Source organism: Cryomorphaceae bacterium (genome assembly GCA_007695365.1).
GTDB lineage: Bacteria > Bacteroidota > Bacteroidia > Flavobacteriales_D > SKUL01 > SKUL01.
The window spans coordinates 22,188-39,515 of sequence record REDV01000078.1; the positions used below are offsets into that span (position 1 = coordinate 22,188).

Here is a 17,328-nt window from a genome sequence, read left to right on the forward strand (position 1 = left end):
ATTCTGGATAGACCCAAGTGCCTGCGCGGTTGAATGAACCCGTTGGGAGAGGTGGCCGAGCGGTTTAAGGCGCACGCCTGGAAAGCGTGTTTCCCCGAAAGGGGATCAAGGGTTCGAATCCCTTCCTCTCCGCTATTTAACGAAAACTTAATACAATCCGATAAGAAGTCAACAAACAACAAACACATGAAAAAGTTACTCTCACTTTTAACGTTGGCAGGTTTCCTGATCTTCACACCTGCTTATCACTCCTTTGCCCAGGACAACACCGGGGAAATTGAATTGACCGAGGAGGAAATGGCAGCGCAGAAAGAAGCCGAAGAAAGAGCTGCGGCTGAAGCTGCCCAAAAAGAAGAAAGCCGCCGCGCCGCTGAGCAGGCTGCTCTCGAAAAAGCAGAAGAACAAGCTTCTCAGGATTTGAGCTTCCACCAGGAGGTAAAACGCCTCTTTATTGATGGTGACCCTCGTTTTATGTCGTTTGTATTGGTTTGTTTGATTCTGGGCCTCGCCCTGTGCATTGAGCGAATCGTTTACCTCAACATGTCAACCACCAACACTCAAAAGCTGCTGAACAACATCGAAAGCGCGCTTCAGTCGGGTGGTGTAGAGGCGGCCAAAGAGGTATGCCGCAACACCCAGGGGCCGGTTGCCAGCATCTTCTATCAAGGACTTGACCGCTCAAGCGAGGGCATCGAAATGGTTGAAAAATCAGTAGTTGCCTACGGAGGTGTTCAAATGGGTCTGCTCGAAAAAGGACTTAGCTGGATTTCGCTCTTTATCGCACTGGCACCGATGCTCGGGTTCATGGGAACGGTAATCGGTATGATCAGCGCCTTCGACAACATTGCAGCAGAAAACAATATTTCTCCCGCAATTGTGGCAGGCGGTATCAAGGTAGCACTGATCACCACGGTATCAGGTCTTATTGTGGCGATCATTCTGCAAATTTTCTACAACTACATTCTGGCAAAAATTGACGGCATCGTGAACAACATGGAAGACGCCTCGATTGCGCTGGTAGATATGCTGATTAAGCACAACATCGCTAAAAACGGATAGTCATGAGTGAGAAAATGGTAGGAATCATTTCCAAAGGCCTCATGTACGCTGTTGCCGGGATAGGTTTGCTCTTCGTGATGCTGACCTATCTTAACTGGGACAGTGTTAACATGAACCGCGCGGAAATTGACGGATACGTTGGAGCAGCCATGTACGTTTGTTACATCGGATTTATTGCGGCTGCCCTGTTCGGAATCCTTTTTGGCGTGTACCACTTCTTCACCAACTTTGGCAAATCCAAAGGCGCACTGGTGGGAGCGGCCATTTTTGTGGGTGTCATATTTGTGAGCTACCTGCTGGCCTCCGATGAAGTGTTGCGTGCATACTCCATGGGTGGCACCGAGCCCCCATCACCTGAAACTGTGAAGTTTTCAGGAACCGGAATCATTGCGGTGTATATCTTCGGAATTTTAACCGTAGGTGCCGCAGTATTTTCGGAAATAGCGCGTTTATTCAAGTAACAGCAAAAAACTGTTCATGGCAAGAAGAGAACTTTCGGAAATCAATGCCGGCTCGATGGCAGACATCGCCTTCCTGCTGTTGATATTCTTTCTGGTAACAACCACAATGGATACTGACAGAGGAATTTTGCGAATCCTTCCTCCGCCCATTGATGAAGAAGACCCAGACCCCCCTATTGTTCGCGAGCGTAACGTGTACGAAGTACTCGTAAATGCTAATGACCAGCTACTGGTAGAAAAAGAACCCATGCGCATTGAAGACCTCAAAGCCGGCGCCATGGAATTCTTAACCAATAGCGGAGTTTTCAGCGACGAATACGTTGACCCCGAATTACCGGAACGCACATGGGTAAGACGCGCCGATGCGTTGGAAAGAATCAACGAAGCAAAAGCAGCGCTGGCAGAAAACCCCGACAATGATAAAGCCAAAAGCGCTCTGAACAAATGGGAAAACAACCTCATGGCCGTTGAACTGCTCGGTGAATTCAAGGAGTTACCATCCTCTGCGCTTATATCGTTGCAAAATGACAACGGAACCTCCTACGACATGTATATTCAGGTGCAGAACGAGCTGCAAAGCGCGGTAAACCAACTTCGGGATGACCTCTCGATGGAGAAATTCGGAGTCACCTACGATCAACTCAACCCGCTGCGCGACGATAAGGACAAGATTACTGCTATCAGGCAGGTGTTCCCTCAACGTATTTCTGAAGCAGAACCCGTAAATACCCGCAGGTAACCATGTCTAAATTCAAGAAAAAACAAAGCAAAGGCTCTGGTGCGATTTCTACTGCATCGCTGCCAGACATCGTGTTCATGCTGCTGTTCTTTTTCATGGTAACCACCGTGATGCGCGAGCAGGAACTGATGGTGCGTGTGAATCCACCGGCCGCCTCCGAAATCCATAAACTGGAGAAAAAAGCCCTTGTTGACTACATCAACATTGGACCTCCTATTGACGAGCGTCTCGGAACATTACCCCGTATTCAGCTCGATGATGCCTTCGCAGAAGTGAGCGAAATAGGACCGTGGATTGAACAAAACCGCGAAGCACGTCAGGAGGCAGAACGACCTCTGATTACAACTTCCATGAAGGTTGACAAGGAAACCAAAATGGGAATTGTAACCGACGTGAAGCAGGAGCTTCGTGAGTACATGGCACTGAAAATTAACTATTCAACGTCGGAGAGAAAACGACGTTAAGCTGTCAATACAGCCGGACTTGAAAAGCGTACTTCGGTGCGCTTTTTTTGTTTTCGGTGGCCTTGCGAGTACCAAAGACGGCCACATTCTACTCGGTTTGTAAATAGAAGCAACGCCGGTCTGCGGTACTGGCGGGCATCCAACTGCAGGGAGGAAACACCGATAATCACACCGGGTTGCGCTCAAGGTACGCGCATCGCGCTGAAAGTACCTTTTGCCTCGCGATGAAAAGACTGATTGACTTCATGGGTTTACCATTGGCCCAGGCCTTGGTATAGGCCTGATTCGATGCCTAACAAAAGCGAAGAGACTGGTTCTTGGACCATTCCTATATTGAATCACCCACAAGACATTTGGGGCAAATAAAAAGCGGAGTGCCGGGTTGATGGCACTCCGCTTAATCATTTCATAAGGCAGGTATTTAACGACCTACTACGATGCGCTGGTGAATGGCCTGCTGGTCATTATCCAAACGAAGCAGATATACCCCGGCAGGAAGGTTGTTCACCGAAATGGTGCTCAAACCGTCTCGAAGCAACCCGTACTCAACCTCGCGGCCTTGCTGATCAAACAAACGGTATCCAAGCGATTCTGTGTTCAGGCCACTCCAGTCGATGGTAACATTGTCTGTTGCCGGAATAGGGAATACGCGAACGTCTGCAGAGCTCCACTCCTGAACAGAAGTAGTAATCGCTACGTCGTCCATGTTGCGTGGCATGATCTTAAACTCGCTGAAAGAATAGTAAAGTGGTCCGCGAATAGAGTAAATTTCATTCAGGAAAGCGGGAAAGTCATAGATGTCGCGGTTGATCAGTATTTCTCCCGTGCCATCATCCACGATAAATTGACCGAAGCCGGAATTTGCGTTGGTGCAAAGGGCATTGACTACCTGAACCAGAACGCTTTCCCAGGGTTCATTACCCACATCTCCGGTGGCTACCACTACGGCCTCAGGCAAGGTATTTCCACTAGACTCTACAGACACATCGAGCAAAGCTCCTATTCGAGTAAGACCAAATTGCTCTTGAACAGTACCTGCCACAATTACACTATCTCCCTGAGAAACAGAAGTGTTTCCAAAGACAAAAATACCCTGCCACGGACCGCTGAGGTTCTGAATAAAGAATCCCTCATCGGGAAGGATGGCTGTTACAATACCTCCGGTGCTCACAACCTGACCAACCAACGGTGACGCCCCGGCGGGATCCTCGGTGAATTGAATGTCGAAAATGGAATAGCTGTCAATGGTAGGCTCACCAATAATTGCCCTGTCAATTTGCACATGGGCCGGCGCAACCGTGTTGCGCACTGAGAAAATAAATTCAGCTTCATCGGTATCTACCTCCACGGTTACAACCTGGCTGTACTGTGTCCACTCGGGTGTAAGCACCACATAATCGTTGTAAGGCGCATATCCAAATCCTGTTTCACGTCCGTCGTAAAGTCCGGTGCGCACCTCTCCTGCGCCGCGGGCCCAAAAAGTAATCTCATACACATCACCGGCTTGTGCCGTTTGCGGCTGAGATGAAAAGCGCTGGTGGGTGCTCTGCTCGCGAACCAGTTGTACTGCAGAATCTCCAAAGCCCTCATCATTGTTTACCTGGATGATGCCTGCATTGGGAAGGTTGGTGCGCAGCCCTTTCCACCCCACGGGATCGCCGTTCTCCCACTCGCTAAAGTCGCTGTCAATGAGCTGACCAAACGCGAGCGAAGCGAATAAGGTGCTGATTAAAAGTAAGGTAAAATGTTTCATGTTGTTTGGTTTTTGAAAGGTTATTGTATGTTGATATTGTCAATGTCGATGGTAGTGGTTTGTGTTCCTTCTGAATAATACATGAAGCCCACGTGGTAAGTGCCGTCATAGCCTTGAGGCAGGTAGGGGGTCAGGTTGATGGTGCCGCTCTGTATCCACTGGTAATTTCCGCTTGAACTGCTTGGTTTTGTGAAATTAGTGATTTCTGTCCAATTGGCATCAGAAATCTCGCATCCATCATAATCTGTAGAGATAAAAACACGGAATGGGTCATCGGTGCTGTGTGTCCAGAAAGCCTGAGCCGATTCGAAATACATGGCCGGACCGGCAGATGTTTGAACAGGCGGAGTAATAAACCAAATCTCGGTAGGCGGCACGGAAACACCTTGCCCGGCAAAGCCTGTAGCTCTCAGGTATTTTTGCCCGGATTGCGTGGAAATTCTGCCTCGCCAAAAGCGATTACCCTGTTCGTTGATATTGAGCCATTGCGGATTGAGGTAGTCAGTGTTGTCGGAGGTCACGTCATTGAAGTCCTGTACCACTCCCTGCACAGGACTTACATTATAGTCGCAGTCTCCGCCTCCGCTGCTTCCGTCGCAACGCTCACCGGTAAGATTCACTTCGGAAGCACGGCGAATGAACAGTTGCATATCATTGTTAAACTGACCCACCACGGCGATGAGAGAGCCATTTCCTCCTGGAATCTGCTGGTTGGCAAAATTGGCAAAGCCACTGGTTCGAACAATAATTGAGTTGCCGTTGCAATCGGTAAGGATGCGGTTTTGGGAGCTTTGGTTAATGGCATCAGCGTATGTATTGCCCAGTTCACTGGCCGCAAATTCCACGTTCTCCAGTCGGATTAATTTCGACTGGGTTTGAGGGTTTATTTCACTTAACGCTAATGTGGTTGGTTGTCTGAACCGCTGTGTGGCCTGCTTGATGATATTGTTGTCCACGCTCACCGAGTCCAGCTGCATCATTCCCTGAAAAACACTGAGTACGGTTCCGGGCAAGTACACCCTAACAGAGTCACCTTCGTAAAGTCCTCCGGGGTTGTTCAGGCGTAGCACGATGGCTCCGGTGGCGTCCTCGATGTGAATGTTTCGGTACAGGTTACCGCTGGCTTCATCGGCCGTAACGGTTGCATAAACCGAGAAATCATCGTCAAACCGAACAGACTCTCCCTGATGTAAGGACCGCAGTGAGTCGATGGTTAGAATCTGTCCTATGGGAATGATGCGCTCGGGCGGAGAATCATACTCACGTTTGCATGAGGACGTTGCCAGGAAGGTGATCCCTGCCAATGCAACCAAAACCGTTTGAAAAATACCTTTCATATTGCTTAAAATCTGAATGAAACCATTGCAAAAAACGTGCGGCCAAAAAGGTAGCTTAGGCGCGGCGGAAACCGGTCAATGTTGGTACGGTCATAGCGCAATTGCTCAAAGCCACCCACAGCGAACGTTTGATTGTTCAGCACGTTGGTAACATTCACGTTAAAATTAACAAAATACTTTCTTTTCACCCTCCACGACTTTCCGGCGTACATATCAACCGTAAAGTTGTCGTCCAGCCTTGTTTGCTGCAGCAGTTCATTCCACTGCGGGTCATCGGTTACAAAGTTGCCCAAAGCCTCTTCGGTTCTGCGATCGGGGTTCGGGTCGAGGTAAATGTGCGCGAAGAAATTGGCGTTGAAACCGGCAAACCAAAATTTTGGTGAATTGTAGCGCAATCCCATGGATGCAGCCGTTTGCGGCATTCCACCAATGCGAAAGTTCTTGAGGTATACCCGACGATCTGTTGCAAGCACTTCAGGGGCATTGTCGCGCGTGATTTGAGCCGTGGGCCGCGAGTTCCACAAAAACTGCCCCCCGGCAAACACCCCGTTAAACTCAACAGTGGGTGTAACGTTGGCGCGCACGCCAATCTCGGTTCCCATGTGGAGGTGATCCACCCCGGTCATACTGTAGTTCACAAAAGTGCGAAGTTCATCATGCCAGAAACTCCGCGACCATACCTGATTGTTGATTTCGGTATAGTACACCGTTGCCCGAATCTTGAGCTTTGGGTAACGCATGTGGTAGCTCAGGTCTCCACCCGAGAGGCTCTCAGGAGTGAGGCCCGGAATCACTTCGTGACGCGTACGTGGCGAGAGATAAGAAAACCGGGGCGCCGGCGGACGGGTTTGGTGAATAACATTGGCCGTTATGTAGTGACGGCCGGTGATGCGGTATTCAGCCCCCGCCTTGAGTCCGTAGTGTAGAAAGCTTTGAACGTCAGAATCTCCAAACGATTCATCCGGAAAGCGCCCATTGCGCATGCGGCTGTGGCGCCAGAAAGAGGTGTTGGAGAGATCCCCACCCACATAAAACTCCCATTTGCGCAGACTGTAAGTGTACTGCAAAAACACATTGTACCGGTGTACATGCAAATCGTAATCAAAACCAAAACTCTCTCCCTGACGTACCACTCTGTTGGGCCTGTCCACATCGTTTTGAGCAAGATCGTCATCGTTAAAATCGCGAATCGCAAACTGATCTATATCTACCCAGAAATCGCCCCCCAGCAAATCCTCAACTACTCTGAAATTACGGCTACGGTGAAATTGAGCACTACCACCTCCGTTGAGCATCGACTTGTTTGAAAGTCGTTTAGAGTAGAGCGTGTTAAACCCATAGAACTGCAGGTCTTCGCGAATTTCCTCCAGAATGTACTTGCTGCGATTTCCGGTGATGTTGTTGCCTTCTATACCATCGGCGTTTTCAACGGTGTACAGGTTCTTTCGGTTGGCAAAGTACATATCGTCCCAGTTAATCTGCCGGGCATTCACATCATTCATCCAGGCGTTGGTGGTAACGGCAAACATGGGGTCGTCGGGCGAGTAGAAGCTGGGCAGGTATCGGTAAAAATCGGGGCGTGGGTCACGGGCATCGAACCAGTTCAGCCCGGTTTGTCCGCTACGTCCAAATGAATAGAACACAGATGTTTGGAGCTTAGTGTCTTTGTTTGGGGTAAAATAGTGCGTAGCCATCATCATGGGCTGATGGTTATTTCGCACCCGGGCGTTGCGTTTTTGCCCGGCCTGGAAACCCCAAAAAGGGTTGTAAAAACTGGTCCCTGCCAGATCATAGGCTTCCTGCACCGAGAGTCCTGCTCCGGCCGACATGGTGGGCGCCCCGTAGCCCACAAATCCAAAACTGTGCTTGTTGTTAATTTTTTTCTCCGCTGATAGAAAGTACGCATAGGCATCCATGAAGGTGCCCTCAACATAGCCTTCGCCCGCCCAGCGGCGGCTTAAAGAAACCGTGAAGGCCCAGTTGTTGTCCATTAGCCCGGTGCTGTGTGTGGCCATTATGCGATGGCGATAGGTGCGGTTGGCAGCTGCGTAGGATACATTGGTTCCTGGCCTGAAATTGGTGGCTCTAACGTCAATTTCCGAAAAGCCAGTCAACCCACCGAAGTTGTAGGGTGATGGTTGAATACCAGTTCGCACAGTCATGTAACGGGTAACATCGTTCAGACCTCCCCAGCGCCACCAGGTAGTGCGGCCGGTTTCGAGGTCATTTACCTGAATTCCGTTGATAGAGATAGGCATATGGTTGGAGTCGTAACCCCGTATCCTGAAACGCGCAGCCCCGAAATTGAATCCTGCAGTGGCGGTAAAAACATCTCGCGAAGACTGCAGAATTCCTGAAATGTCCTGAGATTCCATCTCCGCCTCAAGATCCTCAGCTGAGATGGCGAAATCCGGTGTCATGGGTTGAGAAAAATAATCGACCGTGTCAGGTGTCAGGGTAACCTGCGTGGTATCCCTTTGGGCCGATAAGTGTAATGTGCTCAACAAGAGTACAAATACAACTATTCCGCGGAAATAGACTTGCATCTGGTTGTTCGGTTCTGATTTGGGACGCCAAAAGTACGCAAGCCCCTCAACTTTTTACATCACAACATCAAAGTTAACAAAACAGTAATCGGTGCTTTCAAGGATTTTCATCTAATTTGGAACCATCTTTGCCAACAAGCTACACTAGCTGCAATCATTACTTTTGACTCAAATATTTCACGATGATTTTCCGTCTGATTCACTTTATAGCCCTTATTAGCTTCCAAATAGTCCTTTCCTGTGAGCTTCGGGCACAGGAGTTTGTGCCAGCCTGCATTGGGTTCTACAACGTTGAAAACCTGTTTGACACGATTGATACTCCGGGTGTGCGCGATAGCGAATACACCCCCGACAGCCCCAAGAAATGGAATACTGAGCGTTACTACGACAAGCTCGAAAAACTGGCGCGCGTCATTGGCGAAATGGGCGCAGATATTCATCCCGATGGGCTGGCTGTTGTTGGGCTGGCAGAGGTAGAAAACCGCGATGTTGTTGAAGACTTGGCGAATACGGGTATTTTGAAAGAACGCGGCTACGATGTTGTACACTACGACTCACCGGATAAAAGAGGGGTGGACGTGGCACTTATCTATCAACCAAAGTACTTTGAAGTGCTGAACCATAAAAGCTACACGCTCACCATCCCCGACATGCCTAACTTTTACACCCGCGACCAGCTGATTGTAAGCGGAGTATTGGATAAGCGCGATACCGTGCATGTACTCGTTGCCCACTGGCCTTCACGACGAGGTGGAGAGAAACGAAGCCGCCATTTGCGTGTGGCCGCGGCCGAACTGGGTCGGAGCATCATTGACTCTTTACTAACCGAAAACCCGCTAGCTCGAATCATGTACATGGGCGACCTCAACGATGACCCGGTGAACATTAGTGTGCGGCGCGGTCTTCGTTCGGAAAGGAGAAAAGAGGATGCGGTGAAGGGGCGCCTATATAACCCCATGGAAGACCTGTACCACAAGGGCATAGGCACACTTGCATGGCGCGACACCTGGAATCTTTTTGACCAAATTATATTATCTGAAGCACTTGTAACGGGCGAAGGCGGTGCCTTTCGTTACTTTGGAGCGAGGGTATTCAACAAACCATACCTGCGTCAGGCCGACGGCCCTTTTGCCGGCTATCCATTCAGAACCTATGTGGGTGACTCATTTCGCGGAGGCTACAGCGACCACTTTCCTGTGTATATTATCCTGGTGCGCGAGCTTGACGAGCACTCGCCATAGGAAAGAGATTCGTTATATTTGTTCAAGATGTTGACCAACACAGACAACCAATAAGAGTGGTCAACGTAGTATGTAGTACTATTTCATCAAATCGCGGTTTTGAGGCTGTTGCGTAATCGAATCATAGGGGCATTATTGCCCTTGCTTTTTTTTAGCGGGGTTCAGCTGCAGGCAGGCCATATTGCAGGTGCTGATATCACTTATGAATGTCTGGGCGGAAACGAATATGAAATAACACTCACCATTTATCGAAACTGTGCTGAAGCAACGCTGCAAAACCAGCAAATGATTCAGTTCACCTCCTCTTGCGGGTTTTTTCTTAATCAATTTGCGCAACAAACCAGCACAAGCGAAGTATCGCAGCTGTGTCCATCTGCGCTGCCGAACTCAACTTGCAACGGTGGTTTTTGGCCGGGTATTCAAATCCATCAGTACAAAACCGTGGTGACCCTTCAAACATGCTTCAATTGGGAGATTTTCTGGCAGCTTTGTGTTCGGACTGAAACAAACAATGTGAACGACAGTGACGGTCCATGCTATCGGGTTAATGCGTTTTTGAATAATCTCGAGGCCCCTTGCAACAACTCTCCTGTCATTACTGAACAAAACATACCCTACGTTTGCGTAAACCAACAGGTTAATTACAACATGGGGGTTCAGGAGTTTGACGGAGACAGCTTGAGATACTACCTTGTTTCCGCTCTCAATTTCGGTGGGTTTCCTGTGCCCTATGAGGCGGGGTTCTCTGGTATAGCTCCCATACCGGGAATTACCATTGGAAACAACACGGGCCAACTCTCATTCACCGCCACCAATACAGGGCTTTACACCGTGGTGATAGAGGTAGAAGAATTCAACTCAGCAGGTGTGTTGATTGGCAAAATCCGAAAGGACTTTATTTTTGTTGTTGAGAACTGCCCGCAACCGGTTCCGCAACCTGAGGACGGCGGTTTTTCCAGTATCACAGGTAGCGGAACTCTTGTAGACGGCAATATCATTGAAGTGTGTGGTGGAGACCAGTTTTGCGCCGAAGTATCGTTTTCATCGGTAAACCCCGCAACAGAAATCACCCTGAGCTCTCAAGTGCAGAACATCCTGCCGGGAAGCACTTTCAATGTATCGGGTACAAATCCCGCCGTAGCTGAAATTTGCTGGGATGTACCTTTGGGCTTTTCAAACAGTATTCAGGTAAACCTGGCTGCTCAGGATGATGCTTGTCCGGTTTTTGGGGTGGCATATTGGAGCTTCATTGTCACGCCCACCGTTGGAGTTAATGCAGGACCTAATATCGTAATCTGCGAGGGCGAATCTGCCCAACTTCAGGTAACCGGAGACACAGATTATATCTGGCAATCTTTCAGTGGTGATCCAATCATTCCGGGAGTGAATTTTTCGTGCACTGATTGCCCTAATCCGATTGCCACTCCGACTCAAACAACCACCTATCTTGTTACAGGCCTGAACGACAACACTGCTTGCATCAACACCGATACTGTTGTGGTGGCAATTGCCCTCAAAGACATGAACATACAGCTCACAAGTGAAAGCTGCTTTCTGAATGATGCCTCCATATTGCTCAACATACCCTGGGGGTCGGGTGACTACTCATATCTCTGGGATACCGGCGACACTGTGCCAAACCTATTTAACATTCCTGCCGGCGACTATAGCATACAGGTATCAGACAATATCCTAAATTGCGAAATTGATACCGTGCTCTCAGTAGAGTTCCCGCCATTTCCCAACACCTATGCCGGGCCTGATGATTTCGCTTGTGATGTATTCTACGAGTTGCAAGCAGTGCCTGATGCCCAATATGGTTTTTGGGAAGCGCCCTCTGGTTCCGGAACCACTTTTCTCACGTCCTGGTTCGATCCCAACGCACCCATCGTGGTAGCCAACAACGGAACATGGACCTTTTATTGGTACGAAGACGACTTTAACGCCTGTACCGGGGTTGACAGCGTAACCATAACCGTGGCCAACCCGCCGGCCCTCGAAGCTGGCCCGAATGACGGAATCTGTGGGCTGACCTACACGCTCTCTGCGGAAATAACCCCTATTGGGGAACCTTTCTGGACAGGTCCGCCCGGAGCAGTATTTGACCCCGATCCATTTGACCCCGAAGCCACCGTCACAGTCAATGAATATGGCTCCTACTGGTTTTACTGGCAACTTGACCTCGGTAATAACTGCGGTGGTGTGGATTCGGTGCTCATAACATTTGGTGAGCCTTTGATAGCCGATGCAGGCATACCTGCAGACTCCATTTGCGGTTATGAATACGGGCTGCAAGCCACCACAGGCGGTACAAGCTGGTTCTGGTCGGGTATTGGTGCTGGGCTAAGTTTTGAGCCGATTGTAAACGCTCCGAATGCCACAGTCATTGCCGGCAGCGCAGGAACTTACATCGCGGTTTGGCACATCTCAGACGACTGGTGTTCAGCTACCGACACCGTGCAAATCACTTTTATTGACCCGCCATTGGCAGATGCCGGCTTGAACGACACCATCTGCGGACTGGAATACCAGCTGAACGCCACGCCTTCTTTCGGAGCGGGTTTTTGGAGCGGACCCAATGGCACAATTTTCCTGCCCGACTCCGCCGACCCGCAGGCCACGGTTAACGCACCCCAATACGGCCTGCATACATTTGTATGGCAGGAAGACAATGGCTTTACCTGTCAGGATGCTGATGAGGTTACCATTCTTTTTGTGGAACAACCCGTGGCCAACGCCGGTCAGGATGTTGAAGCGTGCGGCCTTGATTATGACTTTGCCTTCAACGCCAATGGAGCTGTGCCAAGCGTGGGGCAGGGGGTTTGGACTTCCAGTGACCCGGAGGTCATTTTTTCTGACGCCAATAACCCGGCACCACAGATTGAAGTCCCGCAACAAGGCAGCTATACACTCACGTGGACAGAAGACAATGAGCATGGTTGCATAAGCAGCAACACCCGCGAAGTTACCTTCTGGCTCATTCCCCAAACAGAAGCATTAGCTGACACCCAGGTTTGCGGCCCTGAAGCCCTGCTCTCAGGAAGCACCAACATCGGAACCACGCTCTGGACGGGGCCTCCCGGAACGGAATTTAACCCCGGTGCCAATCAGCAAGAAGCAACAGTGACTGCTCCGGATTACGGTACATGGTCATTTACATTTCTGGCCGACAACAACGGCTGTCTTGATTCGAGCTTGGTTGAAGTTGAGTTCACCGAAATTCCTGAAGCCAACGCCGGCCCCGACGCCGCTTCTTGTGGTCTGTCCTATAACCTGCAAGCCGAAACAGGCCTGGGTACGGGCACCTGGTCTGTTCCGCTTGGGGCCTCGGTTTCTGACATCAACAGTCCAGATGCAACCCTTGAGGCTCTTGACTACGGTCCTGTTACTCTGATATGGGAGCTAAACAACAACGGGTGTACCGATACCTCGCACGTTACTGTACAGTTAGTTGAGCAACCCGCGGCCAACCCGGGTTCTGATGCCGTAGTGTGCGGTTTGCAGGCCGAACTGCAAGCCCTTCCCTCATCGGGAACTGGCCTGTGGTTCACCAATAGCGCGGCAGATATAACACAGGGCGTAGCAGGGTTTGCTACAGTCGAAGCCCCCTCACCCGGAACCATTACTTTTTGGTGGGTAGAAAACAATGGCTTTGGCTGTGTTGACAGCGCATCAGTGGATGTGACCTTTGTGGCTTTCCCAGAAGCCAATGCTGGTGCCAACGACAGTATTTGCGGACTGCAGGCCAACCTTGCCGCAATTCCTTCAGGTCTCTCCGGTGCATGGAGTTCTTCTGACCCGGGCATCTCCTTCTCCGACCCAAGCGATCCCAACGCCTTGGTGACCTCTGCCGAATACGGGGCCTTTCAACTTATTTGGACCGAAGATAATGGCAACAACTGTACGGACAACGACGAAATAACCCTAACATTTTTGGAGATCCCTCAAGCTGTGGCGGGTGAGGATTTTGATGTCTGCGGGCTGTCTATCAATCTCAATGCCCAGAACCCAACCGTTGGAAGTGGACTTTGGAGCGGACCAGAAGGAGTATGGAGCAACCCCGGCAACCCACAGTCATTGGTTGAGGTTACTACGCCGGGCACTTACATCTTCACCTGGACAGTGAGCAACGGTAATTGCAGTGCCAGCGATGAAGTTGTCGTTCAGTTTGATCTCCTCCCGGCATTGAATGCAGGCCCCGACGCAGGAGTTTGCGGATTGGTGCACGAACTCTCTGCGGTTTCTGCTACTGGAGGTGGTAACTGGAATGTGCCTTCGGGAATTGTGATATCAGATGTATTCAATCCAAGTGCTGCGATTGAGGCAGGTTTAGTAGGCTCCTATACCCTCTACTGGGTGGAAACCGAGGGGGCGTGTATCGACAGCGCAGCAGTTGAGATTTCTTTCATTGATGAGCCCGTTGCACATGCAGGCGAGGATGCCTCAGTATGCGGGCTCGAATATTCCCTTGGCGCTTCCGGAAACGTACCCACAGGAAGCTGGCTCCCCGTTCCGGGCCTCACTTTTAGCAATCCGAATGATGCGAGTGCCACGGTAACCGCAGATGACTTCGGTACCTACACCCTTACCTGGCAGCTTTCGGCTGGGCCGGGCTGTGAGGATGAGGACGAAGTAACCATTACTTTTATTGAGGCGGCAGTGGCCAACGCCGGTACAGATGTAGTAGCTTGCGGACTTGAAGCACAACTCGCCGCTTTACCCGCAGGGGGCGAGGGAAGTTGGAGCGGGCCTGCAGGGATTATTTTCGAAGATGAATCCAGTCCCACCAGCGGAGTTTCGGCCCTCAATTATGGCACCTACACCCTTACATGGACAGAAACTTCAGCCATCTGTGCCACTTCAGACGAGGTAGAAGTGCTCTTCACAGAGCAGCCCATTGCCCAGGCCGGAAACAACACCACGGTGTGTGGACTGAATCACCTGCTATCAGCCGCGCCCTCCGCCGGAAATGGAGTGTGGACCGCCTCCGAACCCGGAGTAACGTTCTCGCCGGCAGCATCAAACCCCAACGCCATCGTTACAGTTCCCGCACAGGGCACATACACCCTCACATGGACCGAAACCAACGGAAATTGCTCAGACGAAGACAGCATTGAAATAGACTTCACTTCACAGCCCGTTGCCGACGCTGGTAACGATGACTTTGTGTGCGGTCTATCCTATCAGCTTCAGGCCACCGGCGCAGGAGGCGAATGGCTGGGTGCGCCCGGCGTTGTGTTCAACCCTAACGCGTCCGCGCCCAATGCAACAGCAGTCGTTCCTGAATATGGGTCCTACACCTTCATCTGGGTCATTGATGCCGGCAATGATTGCACCGATGAGGGCGAGGTAAACATAGATTTCTTCGGTACGCCGCAAGTTTCAGATGTTGTGGTTAGTTGCATCGACGGAAACATCAACTACCAGGTGAGTTTTACCATCTCGGGCGGTGATCCAAACAGCTACTCCGTATCAGGTGGCAGCGGAACCCTCACCGGAAACCAATTTGTAAGCGATGCCATTCCCAACGGAGGCACCTACAATTTCAATGTGCAGGATGCCAATGGATGTCAGGTAGTGAATGTGAGCGGCAACAACGTGTGCCCCAACCTCACCTACTCGGGCACCATGAGCCAGCAAACTCTGCAGGTTTGTGGTGCAGACCCCGCTGCAGCCATTCACAACAACGACCATACGCTGGATGGAAATGACGCCCTGATGTTCATTCTGCAGAGCAACCCCAGCTTACCCCTGGGAACCGTTTATGCGCAGGGGTCAACACCCTCATTTACCTTTCAGCCGGGTATGCAGTACGGGGTAACCTACTACATCTGCGCAGTGGTAGGCAACGACGACGGAACCGGAGCCGTTGACTTCAATGACCCGCTCTTGTCTGTGTCAGTAGGAACACCGGTGGTTTTTGCCGACACCCCAACGGCTAGCGTGTCGGGATCAGGTTCTGCATGTATGGGAGATACCATTTGGGCCACTGTGCAATTCTCTGGTACCGGTCCGTACAGCTTCCAGTACAACATCAATAATGTGCCTCAACCGATTGTTACTTCGGAGGAAGCCCTTATTCAAATACCCCTTGTATCCAACAGCCAATTACAGCCCGTGCTCGTTTCCAACGCTTTTTGTTCGGGTACAACTTCCGGTGTTGCCAATGCTCAGTTCGCGCCTCTGCCGCAGGGAATTCTTTCGGGTGGTGGCCAGGTGTGCGAGGGTGAGAACGCACAAATGCAGGTTCAGCTTAGCGGTACGGCGCCCTTCACATTTATGTATGCCATTGATGGTGTGCCTCAGCCTGAAATAGTAACTCCCCAAACGGTTTACAACTTTGAGTCGGGTAACCCTGGAACGTTTATACTTCTGGAAGTGGAAGACCAGTTCTGCGAGGGTAATGCCAATGGCGAAGCCGAGATTGAAGTTACCCCTGCCCCTATAGCCTTTGCCGGAAACGACCAGGAGCTTTGTTACACTCCGGAGGGTTTTCAGCTGGGAACAGCTTCACAAACCGGCTGGCAATACCTTTGGAGCAACCCGCAACTCCTCAGCAACCCCGAAGCATCCAATCCCCAATTTGTGCCTCCCACTGCTCCTTTGGTTCCCATGAGCTATACGTTTACAGTTACGGTGAGTAACAACGGCTGTTCAGACACGGATGAAGTAACGATTACTGTGCTCCCTACCCCTGTTTTGCAAACCAACAACCAAGTGAGTATGTGCCAGGGTGGAGCCGCACAATTGCAGGTAAGCAGTGCCAGTGAAGTTCAATGGTCGCCCGAAACCAATGTGGCCATGCCCAACTCGCCCATTACCTGGGTGTATCCGCCTTCGGACCAACTCTACACCGTAACAGCGTCCAACGATTTCGGGTGCGACGCACTGGGCCAGGTTCAGGTTATCGTACACCCTATGCCGGTAGTGCAGTTTACCTCAACCATAGATACCGCATGCGCCCCGGCAGTTATCTCTTTTCAGAACCTCACCAGCCCCGGGTTTCTGGGTTCCTGTAGCTGGAATTTTGGAAACGGGATGATTGCCAACACCTGCGTTCCAAGTGTTACTACCTACTATCCGAATCAGGGTCAGTACCATGTGAGCCTCACCGTAACCTCTCCTTTTGGCTGCAAGGCCACCGTAACCGAATACAACTACATCAATACCATCGGGCCGCAAGCCATGTTCAGCTACATCCCGGAACGTCCTTCACTGAGTAATCCGGTGGTACAGTTTAAGAACCAAAGCAACGGGGGCGTCCAGTATTTTTGGGATATGGGCGAACTGGGCAGCTACTTTACATTCAGTCCCGAAGTGGAATTCCCAAGTGAAATGCCCGGTGAGTACGAAGTGTGCTTAACCGCGATTGATGAAGACGGCTGTTTTGACCAATACTGTGAGGTGGTGGAGATTGAGGCCGACCTGTTTGTGTACATCCCCAATGCCTTCTCGCCCAATGGAGATGGAATAAACGATCTTTTCTATCCGGTGATGGAGGGAGTTGACATTGTGGAATACGAATTCAAAATCTTTAACCGAAGAGGCCAGCTCGTTTGGAATACCACCGACCCCGAAGCCAAATGGAATGGCGCCGACATGACCGGCGATTTCTACGACGACAACCAACTGTATGTATGGACTTTGCGCATCAAAGACCGCTACTCAACCCTGCGCAAAGAAAGCACCGGAACAGTCATGCTAATTCGATAGCCCCGCGCTTTTTCT

General features: G+C 50.7%; 8 protein-coding genes, 1 tRNA gene and 1 pseudogene. 7 read left to right on the plus strand and 3 right to left on the minus strand.

Features of this window, described 5'->3' with window-relative positions:
- Positions 1 to 45: 45 nt before the first annotated feature.
- From EA392_06420 to EA392_06440, 5 genes and pseudogenes are all read left to right on the plus strand, one after another.
- Positions 46 to 135, plus strand: a tRNA-Ser gene (locus EA392_06420).
- A 51-nt stretch (positions 136 to 186) separates the two neighbouring features.
- Entirely contained in the window at positions 187 to 1,059 is an 873-nt protein-coding gene (locus tag EA392_06425) for a MotA/TolQ/ExbB proton channel family protein (GenBank protein TVR39377.1), read from the plus strand.
- A 2-nt stretch (positions 1,060 to 1,061) separates the two neighbouring features.
- A complete protein-coding gene (locus EA392_06430) occupies positions 1,062 to 1,520 on the plus strand; it encodes a hypothetical protein (protein ID TVR39378.1) in 459 nt (152 codons plus the stop codon).
- A 16-nt stretch (positions 1,521 to 1,536) separates the two neighbouring features.
- Positions 1,537 to 1,815 (plus strand): annotated as a pseudogene (locus tag EA392_06435) (biopolymer transporter ExbD).
- A 446-nt stretch (positions 1,816 to 2,261) separates the two neighbouring features.
- Positions 2,262 to 2,723, plus strand: a complete 462-nt coding sequence (locus EA392_06440) for a biopolymer transporter ExbD (GenBank protein TVR39379.1) — start codon at positions 2,262 to 2,264, stop codon at positions 2,721 to 2,723.
- Positions 2,724 to 3,144: 421 nt separating this feature from the next.
- Here the strand turns inward: EA392_06440 and EA392_06445 are convergent, their stop codons facing one another.
- Genes EA392_06445 through EA392_06455 form a run of 3 tightly spaced genes read right to left on the minus strand, consistent with a single transcriptional unit; the run spans position 3,145 to position 8,359 of the window.
- Positions 3,145 to 4,476: a T9SS C-terminal target domain-containing protein gene (locus EA392_06445; GenBank protein ID TVR39380.1), complete on the minus strand. Its 1,332-nt coding sequence runs from the start codon at positions 4,474 to 4,476 to the stop codon at positions 3,145 to 3,147.
- Positions 4,477 to 4,496: 20 nt separating this feature from the next.
- Positions 4,497 to 5,813 carry a hypothetical protein gene (locus tag EA392_06450; protein ID TVR39381.1) on the minus strand — a complete coding sequence of 439 codons (1,317 nt, stop codon included), beginning with the start codon at positions 5,811 to 5,813 and terminating at the stop codon, positions 4,497 to 4,499.
- A gap of 5 nt (positions 5,814 to 5,818) precedes the next feature.
- Positions 5,819 to 8,359, minus strand: coding sequence for a Plug domain-containing protein (locus EA392_06455; GenBank protein TVR39382.1), 2,541 nt, complete (start codon positions 8,357 to 8,359; stop codon positions 5,819 to 5,821).
- 182 nt (positions 8,360 to 8,541) lie between these two features.
- Between EA392_06455 and EA392_06460 the strand changes: the two genes are divergently transcribed.
- Positions 8,542 to 9,600 (plus strand): endonuclease/exonuclease/phosphatase family protein, encoded by a 1,059-nt coding sequence (locus EA392_06460; protein ID TVR39383.1) that lies wholly within the window; start codon positions 8,542 to 8,544, stop codon positions 9,598 to 9,600.
- 135 nt (positions 9,601 to 9,735) lie between these two features.
- Positions 9,736 to 17,313, plus strand: a complete 7,578-nt coding sequence (locus EA392_06465; GenBank protein ID TVR39384.1) for a hypothetical protein — start codon at positions 9,736 to 9,738, stop codon at positions 17,311 to 17,313.
- Positions 17,314 to 17,328 lie beyond the last annotated feature (15 nt).

What these genes read in the sequence shown, in the direction of transcription:
- EA392_06430 (TVR39378.1), top strand. Translation starts at nt 1,062, where the DNA reads ATGAGTGAGAAAATGGTAGGAATCATTTCCAAAGGCCTCATGTACGCT.
- EA392_06460 (TVR39383.1), top strand. Translation starts at nt 8,542, where the DNA reads ATGATTTTCCGTCTGATTCACTTTATAGCCCTTATTAGCTTCCAAATA.
- EA392_06440 (TVR39379.1), top strand. Translation starts at nt 2,262, where the DNA reads ATGTCTAAATTCAAGAAAAAACAAAGCAAAGGCTCTGGTGCGATTTCT.
- EA392_06450 (TVR39381.1), bottom strand. Translation starts at nt 5,813, where the DNA reads ATGAAAGGTATTTTTCAAACGGTTTTGGTTGCATTGGCAGGGATCACC.
- EA392_06445 (TVR39380.1), bottom strand. Translation starts at nt 4,476, where the DNA reads ATGAAACATTTTACCTTACTTTTAATCAGCACCTTATTCGCTTCGCTC.
- EA392_06455 (TVR39382.1), bottom strand. Translation starts at nt 8,359, where the DNA reads ATGCAAGTCTATTTCCGCGGAATAGTTGTATTTGTACTCTTGTTGAGC.
- EA392_06425 (TVR39377.1), top strand. Translation starts at nt 187, where the DNA reads ATGAAAAAGTTACTCTCACTTTTAACGTTGGCAGGTTTCCTGATCTTC.